The 13,233-nt window shown below is 70.4% G+C and carries 16 protein-coding genes and 3 tRNA genes; 10 read left to right on the top strand and 9 right to left on the bottom strand.

Annotated features, from left to right (window positions below):
* Positions 1-50: 50 nt before the first annotated feature.
* Entirely contained in the window at positions 51-602 is a 552-nt protein-coding gene (gene hpt, locus ACP15J_RS06060) for a hypoxanthine phosphoribosyltransferase (protein WP_424936119.1), read from the bottom strand.
* A 151-nt stretch (positions 603-753) separates the two neighbouring features.
* Here hpt and ACP15J_RS06055 point away from each other — a divergent pair, with 151 nt between their 5' ends.
* Positions 754-1,377, top strand: coding sequence for a DUF937 domain-containing protein (locus ACP15J_RS06055; RefSeq protein WP_424936118.1), 624 nt, complete (start codon positions 754-756; stop codon positions 1,375-1,377).
* A gap of 60 nt (positions 1,378-1,437) precedes the next feature.
* Here the strand turns inward: ACP15J_RS06055 and tilS are convergent, their stop codons facing one another.
* Complete coding sequence (gene tilS / locus ACP15J_RS06050) at positions 1,438-2,508, bottom strand: tRNA lysidine(34) synthetase TilS (RefSeq protein ID WP_424936117.1); 1,071 nt, start codon at positions 2,506-2,508, stop codon at positions 1,438-1,440.
* Between the two features lie 119 nt (positions 2,509-2,627).
* Here tilS and ppa point away from each other — a divergent pair, with 119 nt between their 5' ends.
* Positions 2,628-3,119 (top strand): inorganic diphosphatase, encoded by a 492-nt coding sequence (gene ppa, locus ACP15J_RS06045; protein WP_424936116.1) that lies wholly within the window; start codon positions 2,628-2,630, stop codon positions 3,117-3,119.
* A gap of 93 nt (positions 3,120-3,212) precedes the next feature.
* Here the strand turns inward: ppa and ACP15J_RS06040 are convergent, their stop codons facing one another.
* Positions 3,213-4,526, bottom strand: a complete 1,314-nt coding sequence (locus ACP15J_RS06040; RefSeq protein WP_424936115.1) for a peptidoglycan DD-metalloendopeptidase family protein — start codon at positions 4,524-4,526, stop codon at positions 3,213-3,215.
* Positions 4,527-4,874: 348 nt separating this feature from the next.
* Here ACP15J_RS06040 and ACP15J_RS06035 point away from each other — a divergent pair.
* The 3 genes from ACP15J_RS06035 (at position 4,875) to ACP15J_RS06025 (ending at position 5,200) form a co-directional block, all read left to right on the top strand.
* Positions 4,875-4,947 (top strand) — tRNA-Glu (locus tag ACP15J_RS06035).
* Between the two features lie 26 nt (positions 4,948-4,973).
* Positions 4,974-5,047, top strand: a tRNA-Asp gene (locus tag ACP15J_RS06030).
* A gap of 80 nt (positions 5,048-5,127) precedes the next feature.
* Positions 5,128-5,200: transfer RNA gene (locus ACP15J_RS06025), tRNA-Phe, on the top strand.
* Between the two features lie 66 nt (positions 5,201-5,266).
* Here the strand turns inward: ACP15J_RS06025 and ACP15J_RS06020 are convergent.
* From ACP15J_RS06020 to ACP15J_RS06010, 3 genes are all read right to left on the bottom strand, one after another.
* Positions 5,267-5,653 carry a DUF2283 domain-containing protein gene (locus ACP15J_RS06020; RefSeq protein WP_424936114.1) on the bottom strand — a complete coding sequence of 129 codons (387 nt, stop codon included), beginning with the start codon at positions 5,651-5,653 and terminating at the stop codon, positions 5,267-5,269.
* 86 nt (positions 5,654-5,739) lie between these two features.
* Positions 5,740-5,910 carry a hypothetical protein gene (locus ACP15J_RS06015; RefSeq protein WP_424936113.1) on the bottom strand — a complete coding sequence of 57 codons (171 nt, stop codon included), beginning with the start codon at positions 5,908-5,910 and terminating at the stop codon, positions 5,740-5,742.
* Positions 5,911-5,921: 11 nt separating this feature from the next.
* Positions 5,922-6,491, bottom strand: a complete 570-nt coding sequence (locus ACP15J_RS06010) for a hypothetical protein (RefSeq protein ID WP_424980896.1) — start codon at positions 6,489-6,491, stop codon at positions 5,922-5,924.
* A 356-nt stretch (positions 6,492-6,847) separates the two neighbouring features.
* Here ACP15J_RS06010 and ACP15J_RS06005 point away from each other — a divergent pair, with 356 nt between their 5' ends.
* The 5 genes from ACP15J_RS06005 (at position 6,848) to ACP15J_RS05985 (ending at position 10,502) form a co-directional block, all read left to right on the top strand.
* Complete coding sequence (locus tag ACP15J_RS06005; RefSeq protein ID WP_424936111.1) at positions 6,848-7,492, top strand: hypothetical protein; 645 nt, start codon at positions 6,848-6,850, stop codon at positions 7,490-7,492.
* Complete coding sequence (locus ACP15J_RS06000) at positions 7,489-7,755, top strand: PLDc N-terminal domain-containing protein (RefSeq protein WP_424936110.1); 267 nt, start codon at positions 7,489-7,491, stop codon at positions 7,753-7,755. The genes ACP15J_RS06005 and ACP15J_RS06000 overlap by 4 nt, the downstream gene beginning before the upstream one ends.
* On the top strand, positions 7,752-8,000 hold the full coding sequence (locus ACP15J_RS05995; RefSeq protein ID WP_424936109.1) for a hypothetical protein: 249 nt from the start codon (positions 7,752-7,754) through the stop codon (positions 7,998-8,000). Before ACP15J_RS06000 ends, ACP15J_RS05995 begins: the two co-directional genes overlap by 4 nt.
* A gap of 148 nt (positions 8,001-8,148) precedes the next feature.
* Complete coding sequence (locus tag ACP15J_RS05990; RefSeq protein ID WP_424936108.1) at positions 8,149-8,925, top strand: ABC transporter ATP-binding protein; 777 nt, start codon at positions 8,149-8,151, stop codon at positions 8,923-8,925.
* Positions 8,907-10,502, top strand: a complete 1,596-nt coding sequence (locus ACP15J_RS05985; RefSeq protein WP_424936107.1) for a hypothetical protein — start codon at positions 8,907-8,909, stop codon at positions 10,500-10,502. Before ACP15J_RS05990 ends, ACP15J_RS05985 begins: the two co-directional genes overlap by 19 nt.
* Before the next feature lie 302 nt (positions 10,503-10,804).
* Here the strand turns inward: ACP15J_RS05985 and ACP15J_RS05980 are convergent, their stop codons facing one another.
* From ACP15J_RS05980 to ACP15J_RS05970, 3 genes are all read right to left on the bottom strand, one after another.
* Positions 10,805-11,257, bottom strand: coding sequence for a DUF3995 domain-containing protein (locus tag ACP15J_RS05980; protein ID WP_424936106.1), 453 nt, complete (start codon positions 11,255-11,257; stop codon positions 10,805-10,807).
* Between the two features lie 99 nt (positions 11,258-11,356).
* A complete protein-coding gene (locus tag ACP15J_RS05975) occupies positions 11,357-12,163 on the bottom strand; it encodes a lytic transglycosylase domain-containing protein (RefSeq protein ID WP_424936105.1) in 807 nt (268 codons plus the stop codon).
* Between the two features lie 52 nt (positions 12,164-12,215).
* Positions 12,216-13,172, bottom strand: a complete 957-nt coding sequence (locus tag ACP15J_RS05970; protein WP_424936104.1) for a diacylglycerol/lipid kinase family protein — start codon at positions 13,170-13,172, stop codon at positions 12,216-12,218.
* Positions 13,173-13,233 lie beyond the last annotated feature (61 nt).

The following is a 13,233-nucleotide window of genomic DNA, read 5'->3' as shown; positions in this document are numbered from 1 at the left end:
TGGGGATTCGCCCGCGGCGTATCCCCAGCGCCTCCGTCCCGTCGGCCGCGTCAGCTGTAGACGTGCGGCGCGAGCACCGCGACGTCACGGAGGTTGCGGTAACGCTCGTCGTAGTCCAGGCCGTAGCCCACGACGAAGTCGGGCGGGATGTCGAAGCCGACGTAACGGCAGTCCACGTGCACTTTCGCAGCCTCAGGCTTGCGCAGGAGCGCGAGCACCTCGATCGACTCGGCGCCGCGCGAGGCGAAGTTCTCCAACAGCCAGCTGAGGGTGAGGCCGGAGTCGATCACGTCCTCGACGATGAGCACGTGTTTGCCGTGCAGATCGGTGTCGAGGTCCTTCCGGATCTGCACCACGCCGCTGGACTTGGTGCTCGCACCATAGCTCGACACGGCCATCCAGTCCATCGGGGCATGGACGGGAAGCGCCCGCGCGAAATCGGCCATGACCATGACCGCGCCCTTCAGGACGCCCACGAGCAGCAGGTCCTTCCCGGCGTAGTCGACGGCGACCTGCGCGGCCAGCTCGTCCAGCTTCGCGTGGATCTGCTCCTCGGTGACGAGGATCTGAGCGAGGTCGTCCCGGATGTCCGCTGCGCGCATGGATCGATTTTATGCGGCGGACGGGCGACCCTCCGAACCCGCGGCCGACCGGGGACGGTGGGCCTGCCGCCATTCGCCCTCCTGGCGCTACTCTGAGCCATGAGACGTCAGCGCGGCCGCGCCCGCGGCGCGCTGGGAAAGGGGAGGACCCATGGACATCGACGAGATCCTCAAGCAGGTGCCGATCTCCGACATCGCCGAGAAGTTCGGCGTGAGCGAGGACGTCGCCCGGCAGGCGGTCCAGGAGGGCGGCGCCGCTCTCCTCGGAGGCCTCGCCAAGAACGCCGAGACCCCGGAGGGCTCGGCCGCGATCGCGCAGGCGCTGGGCAAGCATGACGCCTTCTCGGGCGCGGCGAAGGTCGACGAGGTCGACCAGGCCGATGGCGAGAAGATCGTCACGCACGTGTTCGGCGACAGTTCCAAGGAGGTGGCCGAGACGCTCACCAAGGAGCCCAAGACCGCGGGGATCGACTTCAGCAAGCTCCTCCCGATCCTCGCCCCGATCGTGATGGGCATCATCGCGAACGCCGGCAAGGGTGCGGCTCCCGCGGGCGGTGCATCGGCCGGCGGCGGCATCGGCGACCTCATCGGCGGGCTGCTCGGCGGCGGCAACAACGGCGGAGCGGCCGGCGGCTCCGGCGGCGGGGGCCTGGGCGACGTCCTCGGCGGGCTCGGCGGCCTCTTCGGCGGCGGCAACAACGGCGGCTCCGGCGGGAACTCCGGCGGCATCGACATCGGCGGGCTGCTCGGCGGCCTCCTCGGCGGCAAGAAGTAGCGGCGTCCACCTCGGAACGGCCCCTGGTCCTGCATCAGCAGGGTCGGAGGCCGCGCCGTGTCAGCCCCGGGCGGCGAAGACGACTCGGCCCGCCTGGCGTCGCGCCGTGCAGGAGGGAAGGTCGATCGGCCCCTGCCCTGACCAGTCGGTCACGAGCCGCGCCACCTCGACGGTCTGCCGGCGGGTGAGGCTGACTCCGAACTCGCTGGCGACGACGAGACGGATGATCCTGTTCCGCAGAGCCGCCGGATTGGCCTGCAGCGCGGCGACGCTCACCGCGATCCCCGCCTCCGCCGGCTCGACGATGTCCTCGATCGTCTCGCGGATCATCTCGTCAAACGCCTCCGCGTCCTCACGCAGCTGCTCGGCCGTTCGCGCGAGCGCCTCCGCGATCCCCGGGCCGAGCTCCTCCTCCAGCACGGGCAGCACGCGATTCCGCGCCCGTACGCGGGCGAACCGCGGGTCCTGGTTGTGCGGGTCGTCCCACCATGTCATCCCCTCGGCCTCGCACGCGGCCCGGGTGGTCGCACGCCGCACCGACAGCAGCGGGCGCAGCCAGCGCACGCCGTCGTCGTCCTCACGGAGCGCCGCCATCCCCTGCATGCTGGCGGCCCCCGAGCCGCGGGCGAGTCCGAGCAGCACCGTCTCCGCCTGGTCGTCGAGGGTGTGGCCGAGCAGCAGGGGCGCCGACTCTCGCAGCGCCACCGCCCGCAGCGTCGCGTAGCGTGCGTCGCGGGCGGCGGCCTCGGGACCGCCCCCCGTCGACCCGCGGCCGACCTCGACGGTCTCCACGTGGGCACGGATGCCGAGACGCTCCGCAGACGCCGCAGCCCTGGCGGCGGCGTCTGCGGAGCCCGGCTGCAGCCCGTGGTCGATCGTGACGCTCACCACCTCGATCCCCTCCGCGCGCGCCTCGAAGGCGGTCGCCGCCGCGAGGGCGAGCGAGTCCGCCCCGCCGGAGAGGGCCACCACCACGCGACGCGGCGCGACCGTGACGGGGCCGGGAGCCGGATGGGCATCGCGTGGGGAGCCGGTGACCGGCGACGGGTCAGCCGAGGCGAGGGACGAGAGAGCCGCGCGCACGGCGACGCGGACGTCGGCGACGGCGGGGTCGAGCGGGGCATCGGGCACGACTCCACGCTATCCGCCCCGCCGCATCCTCCGAAGCGACGGATCGCGGTCCTCGAAGCGACGGGTCGCGCCGGTAGGCTGGTCCGCGGCATCCAACCCGTCATCCAAGGAGCACACGTATGGGCGCACACGACGCCGTCATCGAGATCCCGCGCGGCAGCCGGGTCAAGTACGAGGTCGATCACGAGACCGGCCGGGTCCACCTCGACCGCGTGCTGTACACGACCTTCGGCTATCCCGCCGACTACGGCTACTTCGACAACACCCTGGGCGAGGACGGCGACCCGCTGGACGTGCTGGTGCTGCTCGACCACGCGATCTACCCCGGCGTGGTCGTGAACGTCCGCCCCGTGGCCGTGCTCAAGATGAGCGACGAGGCCGGCGGCGACGACAAGCTCGTGGCCGTGCTGTCCAAGGACCCGCGCTGGTCGCACATCCAGGACATCGACGACATCCCGGAGTACACGAAGAAGGAGATCGCGCACTTCTTCGAGCACTACAAGGACCTCGAGCCCAACAAGTGGGTCAAGGTCGACGAATGGGGCGACGCCGCAGAGGCGCAGCGGATCCTCGACGAGGCCATCGCGCGCTTCGGCGCGGAAGGCCACTGAGCGCACGGCCTGAGCCGCACCGACGAGAGGACCCCCGGTTCCGCACAGCGGGCCGGGGGTCCTCTCAGGTCTGCGGCGACCGTTCCGCCGCGATCACGACATGTCGATGCCGCGGTTCTCCATGAACCAGATCGGGTTCGTGTAGTCGCCATCGATGTACACCTCGAAGTGGAGGTGGCACCCGAACGATCCGCCAGTGTTGCCCGCATACGCGATGACCTGGCCGGCCTGGACGTAGTCTCCGTAGCTGACCGCGTACCCGCCGTTGAGGATGTGGGCGTAGCCGGTGGCGACCCCGCCGCCGTGCTGGATCCGGATGTAGTTGCCGTAGCCGCCGTTGTAGAAGGCCGCGTCGACGGTCCCGGACGCCGCCGCATAGATCGGGGCACCGCAGCCGTTGGCGAGATCGACGCCGTAGTGGAAGCTCGAGGAGCATCCCCACGAGTCGCAGTCGGGGATGCGGGGGCCGTAGCCGGAGGACTGGAACCCGCCGTGCGGGCGCACCCAGCCGTTGCCGGGGCCGACACCACCGCCCCCTCCTCCGCCGCCGGAGTTCCCGCCTCCGCCGCCACCGCCGCCTCCTCCACCGCTGTTGTTCGCGGCGTTGCGACGATCCTCTTCTTCCTTGCGGCGGCGCTCCTCTTCCTGCCGCTGACGCTCCGCGACACCCGCCTGGTAGCCGGCGGTCGTCTTGGCGGTCGTGTCCTGGAGGGCGGCGAGCTGAGCCTGGAGCTCGACGATGTGCGTCTGCTGCTCTTTGAGCGCGGCCTCGGCGGCCTGAGCGGCCTCCTGCGCCCGGCGCATCTTGTCCTCGGCGACCTGACGAAGGCGCTCGCGCTCGTCGCGTGCGGTCTTGGCCTGGTCGCTCAGGCTCTGCGCCGAGTTCCTCGCCGCGACGGCCTTGTCGTAGACCGCCTGGTTGCGGGTCAGACGCCGGTCCATCTGGCCGAGCTTCTGCAGAAGCTCGTCGGCCGTGGCCGCGGAGCCGGAGAAGAACAGCTCCATCGTGGTGTTGTCGCCACCGTTGCGGTACAGCTGCGCAGCGACCTGCCCGGCCTCTCGGGCGGCGTCGGTCGCGATCTTCTCCTGCTCGTCGGCCTGGGCCTGGAGATCCGTCGCCCGACGCGCGGCGTCGAAGAGCGCCTGCTGCGCGGTGTAGAACTCCTTGCCCGCGGTCTCGGCGGCGGCCTGCGTCTCGGAGACGCGCTGCGTGAGACCGTCGATGAGCGATTGGATGCGCTGAATCTCGCCCGCCTTGGCGGACTCGTTGTTCATCGCGTTCTGCACGTCTTCCCACGACGGGTAGTCGTCAGCATGAGCACTGCTGAGACCAAGCCCCCCGGCGCCGATCGCGCCCGCTGCGGCCAATCCGAACACGCCGAGCCCGATCGCCGCGCGCCGAGACATGCGCGCCGGCGAGGGGCCGAACGATGTTGACTCCGCGGGCGTGGGGGTGCACCCGCAGTTCGGATCGCCGGAAGTCGGCTCCGTCACAAGGCTTCCTTTCGGGGATTCACAGAGATCACAGTAACAACATCAGTCACAGAAACACCAGGGTCCGACCGCTCCGTCGGGCCAGAGTTCCTGTACCGTTCACCGTCCTCGCCGTCCGCTGGGGCGCTCGCACGAGGCTTATCCGTCCCGCCATCCTCCCCCCGGACACGCCCGGGATCAGAACCGACGCGCCCTCGATTGGCGTTTTGCCCCCGCCGTCGCATATGCTTGAGCGTCGGCAGGGGGACCCCGGTTCCTCTCGGCCCCATCGTTTAGCGGCCTAGGACGCCGCCCTTTCACGGCGGTAGCACGGGTTCGAATCCCGTTGGGGTCACTGATCCGATACAATTTCACAGTTCTGGCCCTGTAGCGCAGTTGGTTAGCGTGCCGCCCTGTCACGGCGGAGGTCGCGGGTTCAAGTCCCGTCAGGGTCGCTCCGAGCGACGGGCCCTTTCTCCGGAGAGGGCCTTTCGTCTAGGACACAGGTCAGAAGCTTCCACCTTCCGCTCTGTGCGGCTCTGTAGCTCAGTTGGTAGAGCGTTCGACTGAAAATCGAAAGGTCACCGGATCGATGCCGGTCGGAGCCACAGGAACCCTCGCGTAGCTTCTACATCGCGGGGGTTTCGTCTTTGACCGCCGGCAGCCTCTGCTACTCACGCACTGCCACGGCCTTGCCGCGAACAAATGACCCGCATACCGGGCGCGTCCTCTCCCTCCCCTGCGGCCAGGCGTGAGGCGGCCAGGCGTGAGGGGAGAGGGCACCTTTGCCCGCCCAGACACGGCTCAAAGCGCCTCAGGCCGAAGCCCCCGCCCCCGTCCTCTGCAACCGCCTCGCTCAGCGCCTGCGGGCGAGAAGGACCGACGCGCCCAGGACTTCGACGCCGATCAGATGCCCCGTCCTTGTCGAAATCGAGGATGATCTCTCCCCTGCCCTGCGGGTTCGCGAGTCCGACGACCTGGTCGGCGGACTCACCGGCGGCCGGTTCCGGGCCTACCGGGACGTAGGCCGCGTCGGCCTCAGGGTCGTATCGGATGGTCATCGTCTGTAGCGGAGAGCCGGTCTGCTCCCTCTTTTCGGGCACCGGGCCCGCCACCTCCTCGTCCGATGGCGGGCCGACTCATAGCTTCACCGGGATCGAGAGGGAACGGCCTTCCGGCGAGACGGCCAGAACAGTCCGACGAAGAAGACGACGGCGAGTCCGACGGTGACCCAGGTCCAGGCATCCCGGAGGAAGATCCCCGACACCACGATCACGACCAGCAGGATCGACAGCGCGATTTTGCGTGCAAGACCCATGGTTGACCTCCTTACTGCCATTCCTGACCCCAGAACGTCCCAAAGGGCGCCATCGGCGTGAACACCGGGGACCAGTTGAACACGACTTCTCCCGGCGTGAACGCGGCGATCGCTCCCCCGAGGGAACCTAGGATCTTCGTGACGAGAGGCTCGGGGATCCACAGCGAGCCGATTCCCACGCCACCGCCGATCGCGCGAACGGTCTCTTTAGACAGCCAGACGCGGAATCCGAACCACTGGGCTTCGATCTTGGTCACACCTTCGCGGAAAGCCATGCGCGCCTGCCGTGGGGCCGAGATGTCCTCGGCTGCGACGAACGCTTTGGCACCCAGCGGAGCGATCGTCAACGCTGCGTCGGCTTCGACGGAGGCAAGGATCTCGTTCGTCGCTGCAATCATCTCCTCCACCTGTGCGATCTCCGCCGAGGTGAGGGTGCCAGCGGCTACGGGCATGTCGAGGACGAAACGTCCCTGTGCGGCGGAGACGAAGGGATCGGCCTTCGCAATGAGCCCCCGGACCGCACTCTGTTCCGCGCCGATGCCGACATCGACCGCTTCCGCGCTCGTCAGTTCCGCCGCCATCGCCGGCGTCGCGGAGACCACGCTGAGCGCGAGCACGCTCACGGTCGCTGCTGCCAGCGCACGAAATCTCTTTACCTCGAAGCTCATGTCGTCCTTTCCATCTGCTCGTCACATTTTTTAGACGGCATACAGAAAAATACGAGGTAAGACCTTCGTGCGCGTCCCCTCTTCGGGGGACAAAGGAGACGTCATCCGCAGAAACGACAGAAACCTAGGCCAATACGACAGGGCCGGTGCGCCGGCGAGTCCCCCAAAAGCCCTACAGACAACCGCCCGGCGGAGGAGGAGAGTTTCAGGGGCACGGTCGGCTGCCGCACGAGGCGGTCGACGCAGATACGTGACGATGGGGGCTTCCGATGCGTGCTTTCGTCCGGTCGAGACGGACCGGCTCGCTGCTCGCCGTCTCGGCGCTCACGCTCGGCGCGGTCCTCCTCGCGGCACCGGCATCGTCCGCAGACGCCTCGACGGCGGGGAGCAAGACGACGACGAGCCAAGACTGCCTCGACACGGTGAACCGGGCGATCGCCGCGGGGAGGACCGGCGTCTCGTCTGACCTGTGCTCGACCACCTCCACCCTCACGGTCTCGGAGGAGAGGACGGTCACGGTCGGCGATGTCGCCGGAGCCAAGGACTCGTTGAGCACGCAGGAGTACCGGTCTCTGATGCGCGCGGCGGAGTCCGGCGAGGTGCGCAGCAAGGACTACGCCCAGTCGGTGAACAACGTCGTGAACGGGGTCACCCAGTACGGCACCTTCTACTACGACGGTGGAAGGGCGTGGGTCGCCGAGTCGTATCGCGGGTACCAGGGGTCGCACACCTGTCAGACCCAGTGGGCGGTGGGCTACGTGGTCGAGCTGAAGAAATGCGTCGACTACGGCAGCCCCGACGAACGGACCGTCCAAGGCGTCTGGCATTTCTCCGTGATCCCCTCGGGCGGACTCGTGAATTGGGACGAGACCCACGAGCTTCACGTCAACGCGACCGGCAGCATCTGGCAATGACGCGGATGACCGTTCTCCACACCACCAATCAGACGCACCTCTGGGTGCTCGTCGCGAGCGTCATCCTCGCTGCCCTGGTGATCGCCGCGATCGTCGCCACGATCCGGGCGAAGGACATGTCGCCCGCGGTGAAGGGCGTCTGGCTCGTCGTGCTGGTCGGACTGCCCGGACTCGGACTGACCGTCTGGGCGATCGCCCGCCTCGTCGCCGCCGGCCTCGCTGCCGGTGCCGCCTCCCGGGCGGCGCGCGGAGCGTCCCGATGACCGACGACCGCACGCGCAAGGGGCGGATGATCGCCCTCTCCGCTGTCGCGACCCTCGCCGGGCTCCTGCTGCTCCTGGTCGCGACCAGCCGCATCCATGCCATCGTCACCACCGAGGGCAAGGCGGGGTTCCTCGGCCCGGCCGAGCCGCTGCTGACCGTCGCCGGGTTCGCGCTCCTCGCGCTCACGGCGGTGTCGGTCCCGCTCCTGAGGCCTCGCCCGTCCGAGACGCAGAACCCGGAGTGACCCGTCGCAGGTCCGTCGGGCGGCGGAGGAGACCGCCCGTGCGCGTCCGCACGTCTGCGCGACACGATCCGCGACCGCAGCGATGCCGTGGGAAGATCCGCCCGGCGGGGGAGGCGGCACGTCCGCCCCGCATGGTCTCATAGTTCCTATGACCGATCAGGCCACACCCCCACCCGTCCTTGCCCTGCGAGGCCTCCGCAAGCAGTTCGGACAGAAGGTCGCCGTCGATGATCTGACGCTCGACGTGCCGGCCGGCTCCATGCTGGGCCTCCTCGGGCCCAACGGCGCAGGAAAGACCACGACCCTCGCCATGACGACAGGGATCCTCCGGCCCGACGCCGGCACCGCATGGGTGCTCGGCGCCGACGTCTGGCAGGATCCGGCCGCAGCAAAGGGACGGATGGGCGTGCTCCCCGACGGCATCCGCATGCTCGACCGGCTCACCGGATCCGAGCTGCTGCGCTACAGCGGTCTCCTGCGCGGCATGCCCGAGGCCGAGGTCATGTCGCGTGCGGCCGAGCTCCTCGACGCGCTCGGACTGGCCGACGCGGGCGACACGCTCGTCGTGGACTACTCCGCGGGCATGCGAAAGAAGATCGGGCTCGCCTGCGCGCTCATCCACGCCCCTCGCCTGCTGATCCTCGACGAGCCGCTCGAGGCCGTGGACCCGGTCTCGGGCGAGACGATCCGTCAGATCCTCCGTGCCTTCGTCGCCGGCGGCGGCACGGTGGTGCTCTCCAGCCATGTGATGGAGCTCGTCGAGTCGATGTGCGACCGGGTCGCGATCGTCGCCGAGGGGCGCCTCCTCGCGAACGGCACGCTCGAGGAGGTCCGTGCGGGAATGACCCTGCAGCAGCGATTCCTCACCCTCGTGGGCGCACACGACCTCGGATCGGAGACGCTGGCATGGTTGCGCTCCTCGTAGGGCTGCGCTGGCGGCAGCTCGGCCACCAGCTCGGCCGGAACCCGTGGATGATCGTCACGCTCATCATCACGGGCATGATGGCGCTGAGTCTCCTCGGCGTGCTGACCGTCGGCCTCTTCACGCTCCGCGTCGCCGCTCCGGAGACGGCCGTCACCGTCATGGTGCTCGCCGGGGCCGCCATCGTCCTCGGCTGGTGGATCGGCTCGATCCTGGTCAGCACGGATGACTCCCTCGCCCCCGAGCGCTTCGCCCTGCTACCGGTGAACGCGCGGACGCTCCTTCCTGGCCTGGTCATCGCCGGCGCGACGACCGTCGGCGGCATCGGCACGGCGCTCGCGCTCCTGCTGATGCTCATGGGCTGGTCGGTGAGCGTGCCGGCGCTGATCGCCGGTCTGCTCATCGCTCCCCTGGCCCTCGCGACCTGCGTGCTGGGCGCCCGCGTCGTCAGCGGACTGCTCGCCGGATGGCTGGCGCGCCGCCGCACTCGCGACCTGGTCGTGACGATCGGCGTCATCCTGATCGCCTCGTCAGGGATCCTCCTCAATCTCGCGATCGGCGCGGTCTCGCAGGTGAAGGACGTCGGAGCCGCCTTCGCCGGCATCGCCGAGGTCGTGGCGTGGACGCCCCCGGCTGCGGCTTTCGGCGTGCCCGCCGCCCTCGTCCAGGGCGACGTCGTCGCGGCAGCGCTCCGGCTGCTGATCGCGCTCGCGACCGTGGCGACGTTCTGGTTCATCTCCCGCGCGCTGCTCGCCGCGCGTCTCGTCGCTCCGATCCAGAGCAGCGGCGGCGGACGAGTGCGCTCGGGCGGTTTCGTCGACCGGATGCTGCCGGCGACCGCGGCCGGCGCGATCGCCGCACGCACGCTGCGCTACTACCGTCGCGACCCGCGTCAGGTGATCAACGCCGTGATGATGCTGCTCCTGCCGGCGATCTTCGTGGGCCTGTCGCTCATGAACGGCCTCCGCAGCGGGGGCGCCATCGGCTTCCACCCGGCGATCGTCCTCATTCCGTCGATCAATGCGCTGATGGTCGCGACCATCATGCAGATGGCGATCGCCTACGACAACGACGCCGTCGCGCTGCACATCCTCACCGGTGTGCGCGGCGCCACCGACCGGGCAGGACGCCTGCTCGGCCTCGCCGTGATCGCCTTCCCGCTCACCATCGTCCTGTGCAGCGCGACGTGCGCGATCGCCGGCCGGCTCGACCTGCTCCCGGCCAGCCTCGGGTCCGCGATCGGGCTGCTGGCCGTGGCGATCGGCGCCGGCGCCTGGGCGGGCAGCTTCCTGCCCGGCCGCGCACCGGCTCCGGAGGCGAACCCGTTCGGTCGCGGCTCCTCGGGCGGCGTGCAGTCGCTCCTCGCGCTCCTCGTCATGGCGCCGATCACCCTGGTGCTCGGCGGCCCCGCGCTCGGCTTCGCCGTCGCGGCGCTCTGGAACCCGGCGCTCGGCTGGATCAGCCTGATGTGCGGCGTCGTGCTGGGCGGCCTCGCGATCTGGGGCGGGGTGACGCTGGGCGGACGCACGCTCGACCGACGCTGGCCGGAGGTGCTCGCCGAGGTCTCCAGCGAGGCCTGACGCCTGCCGGCGTCACGGTTCGGCGTCACGGTTCGACGTCACGGTTCGATCCCTCGGCTCGGCCTCGCCACTCGGACTCGATGCTCGGGCTCGCCGCTCCCGTCTCGTTTTCTGTCGCTCAGATCGCTCCGTGACGACAGAAAACGGGACGGGAACGGAGGAAGCGGGCGTGAACGCGCGGACGGCTCGACCCAGGTCACCGGCGCGGGCGTGCGACGGGCCGGGGTATGCGAGGGGTGCAGCTCAGGTGACGGACGCGACGGGCCCGGCCCAGGCGACGGGCTCAGGTGACGGGTTCGGGCTCAGTCGGCGGGCCGCTTCCGACGGCCCCAGAAGCTGGCGATCCAGAGCGCGACGCCCATGACCGCCGCGAAGGGACGGTAGTAGCTCTGGTCCAGGCGCTGGAAGGTCTTCCCCGCCGGCGGGAGCCCGAGGACCGTGAGCGCGGTGTCGCCGCCGAGCACGGCACGCAGGAGCATCACCATGCCCACCAGGCGCAGCCCCAGCCGGGCCAGACGCCCACGCCCCAGCGCGCCGGTGGCGAGCAGACCGGCGCCGGCGGCCCCCGCGGCGATGACCGCGGTCGCGGCCGGATCGGGCTGCACCTTGCTCTGGCCGACCACGGCCTCGCCCAGCTTCCTGTGATTCTTCGCGGGCCACGACGACCCCGACGCCCAGACGGCGTGCAGGGCGGCGACGGCGAACATGCCGACCGCGCTGACGACACGGGCGATGACCTTCAGCGTTGTCCTCACCCCGCTCACGCTACCCCGGCGCGGTCTCCGGAGAACCCTTCCCCTCTCCGCTTTCGCCCGCGTTCCTCACCGGTCCCGTCGTCCCCGCGGAGCAGGCGTTCAGCGGGTCTGGTCGGCGTACCGGTTCGCCGTTCTGGCCACGTCCGCCACGTACTGGTCGAGGTCGTTGTAACGGAGGATCGCCTGCCGCCAGCCCGCCGGATCCTGCATCGAGCCGGAGGCGCACAGGTAGCGCGCGGCGGCGAGCGCCGCGTCGTCGATCTGGTTCGGGTCCGCGACGCCGTCGCCGCTCGCGTCCGCTCCCCAGCGACGCCACGTCTCGGGGATGAACTGCATGGGGCCGACCGCACGATCCCACACCGTGTCGCCGTCCCAGGCTCCGCCGTCGGTGTCGGCGATGGCCATCACCCCGTCGCCGTCGAGCGCACGGCCGCGGATGGGCGCGCTCGGATAGCCGTTCTCATCCAGCCCCGTCCCGTCGTGCCGACCGTGGTCGGACTCGATCGCCCCGATCCCGGCGAGGGTGTTCCAGCCGACCCCGCAGGACGGCGTCTCGCGAGAGACGACCAGGTCGGCCCATGCGTACGCGATGAGCGCACGGGGCGGGATCTCCGTCGCACGTGCGGTGCGCGCCAGCCAGTCCGCGTCGAGACGCGCGGTCGGGGCGGGGCCCGGTGCCGCGTCGACGATCGACCCCGGCTCGCCGACGTCTCCGTGCGGCGGCGCCTCGATCGGGACGCCGGACACCGGCACCGGGCTTCCCGCCCGCGTGACCGGCTCACCACGGGGTTCCACGCGCGGAGTCGAGAGCAGGGCCACGACGACGACCACGGCAGCGGCCACGAGAGCGACCGATCCGAGGACCACGGCGACGCGTCGTCCTCGTCTCCTGCCCCGCGCCGTCATGCGGAACACGCTAACGCCCGTGCCGATGCCGCGCCTGGGAGCACCAGCAGTCCTACCGGATCCGCACGGCTCCGGGCTGCACGGTGATCTCGATCCGGGTGGCCTCTCCGATCTCGTCGCCGTCGAGCTCGAAGGCCCGCGGCTCGTCGAGCTCGACGGTCACCGAGGTCAGGCGGCGATGCGTGGTGCTGTCGCTGCTCGCCGCCCGGTCGCTCCCTGTCAAGAGGCGCTTGAGACCGTTGTCCCACGCCATCGTCCGCAGGATGTCCATCCATCCCGCGATGCCGTCGGCGTTCAGGGCGAGGAGGTCGAGCGCGCCGTCGCCCGAGTCGGCGTCGGGCAGGAGCGTGATCCCGCCCTGCAGCGTCCCGCAGTTGCCGACGATGAAGGTGTGGGCCTTCTCGGCCACGGGCTCGCCGCCGTCGAAGGCGACGCGGAGGTCGATCACCTCGCTCGCCGCCACCGCCCGGCCGAGCGACTCGACGTACGCCAGCCAGCCGGCCTTGTCCTTGAGCCCCTCGTCCGTCTCGGTGATCATGTGCGCGTCGATCCCGAACCCGGCCATGACCACGAAGGCCTTGCGCTCGGTGCCGCCGGCCGCGAGGGTCGCCTGTGCCCAGCCGACGTCGATCGCCTTGGTCTCACCCGACAGGGCGCGCTCGAACGCGGCGGGCAGGTCGTTCAGCGAGACGTCGACATTGCGCGCGAGCAGGTTCCCGGTGCCGAGCGGGACGATCGCCAGATCGGCCGTGTCCCCCTCCGATCCCGCCTCGGCCAGGTGCTCGGCGACCGCGCGCACGGTCCCGTCGCCTCCCGCGGCCGCGATCACGGTCGCTCCGGCGCCGAGAGCCGCCTGTGCCGCGGCCCGGCCCGGGTCGTCCTCGCTGGTCTCGTGCCACGAGACTGTGGTCTCCGGCGACCAGGATGCGGCGGCGGTCAGCGCGGACTCGAGCTCGTCGAGGCTCGTCTTCGCCGGGTTCCATACGATGCCGATGTGCTGGGCGGTCATGCGGACACCCCCTCTCGTCGGTGCACGGCGCGGTCGGCGGCCGGCCCTCCCTTCATTCTGC

The organism is Microbacterium sp. S308A+ (genome assembly GCF_049800815.1).
Classification (GTDB): domain Bacteria; phylum Actinomycetota; class Actinomycetes; order Actinomycetales; family Microbacteriaceae; genus Microbacterium.
Note: the sequence above shows the minus strand (reverse complement) of the source record. Positions and strands in the feature narration are given on the sequence as shown.

What these genes read in the sequence shown, in the direction of transcription:
- ACP15J_RS06055 (WP_424936118.1), top strand. Translation starts at nt 754, where the DNA reads ATGGACATCGACGAGATCCTCAAGCAGGTGCCGATCTCCGACATCGCC.
- ACP15J_RS05985 (WP_424936107.1), top strand. Translation starts at nt 8,907, where the DNA reads ATGGTTGCGCTCCTCGTAGGGCTGCGCTGGCGGCAGCTCGGCCACCAG.
- ACP15J_RS06005 (WP_424936111.1), top strand. Translation starts at nt 6,848, where the DNA reads ATGCGTGCTTTCGTCCGGTCGAGACGGACCGGCTCGCTGCTCGCCGTC.
- ACP15J_RS05990 (WP_424936108.1), top strand. Translation starts at nt 8,149, where the DNA reads ATGACCGATCAGGCCACACCCCCACCCGTCCTTGCCCTGCGAGGCCTC.
- ACP15J_RS05975 (WP_424936105.1), bottom strand. Translation starts at nt 12,163, where the DNA reads ATGACGGCGCGGGGCAGGAGACGAGGACGACGCGTCGCCGTGGTCCTC.
- ACP15J_RS05970 (WP_424936104.1), bottom strand. Translation starts at nt 13,172, where the DNA reads ATGACCGCCCAGCACATCGGCATCGTATGGAACCCGGCGAAGACGAGC.
- ACP15J_RS06040 (WP_424936115.1), bottom strand. Translation starts at nt 4,526, where the DNA reads ATGTCTCGGCGCGCGGCGATCGGGCTCGGCGTGTTCGGATTGGCCGCA.
- ACP15J_RS05995 (WP_424936109.1), top strand. Translation starts at nt 7,752, where the DNA reads ATGACCGACGACCGCACGCGCAAGGGGCGGATGATCGCCCTCTCCGCT.
- hpt (WP_424936119.1), bottom strand. Translation starts at nt 602, where the DNA reads ATGCGCGCAGCGGACATCCGGGACGACCTCGCTCAGATCCTCGTCACC.
- ACP15J_RS06015 (WP_424936113.1), bottom strand. Translation starts at nt 5,910, where the DNA reads ATGGGTCTTGCACGCAAAATCGCGCTGTCGATCCTGCTGGTCGTGATC.
- ACP15J_RS06020 (WP_424936114.1), bottom strand. Translation starts at nt 5,653, where the DNA reads ATGACCATCCGATACGACCCTGAGGCCGACGCGGCCTACGTCCCGGTA.
- ppa (WP_424936116.1), top strand. Translation starts at nt 2,628, where the DNA reads ATGGGCGCACACGACGCCGTCATCGAGATCCCGCGCGGCAGCCGGGTC.
- ACP15J_RS06000 (WP_424936110.1), top strand. Translation starts at nt 7,489, where the DNA reads ATGACGCGGATGACCGTTCTCCACACCACCAATCAGACGCACCTCTGG.
- ACP15J_RS06010 (WP_424980896.1), bottom strand. Translation starts at nt 6,491, where the DNA reads ATGGCGGCGGAACTGACGAGCGCGGAAGCGGTCGATGTCGGCATCGGC.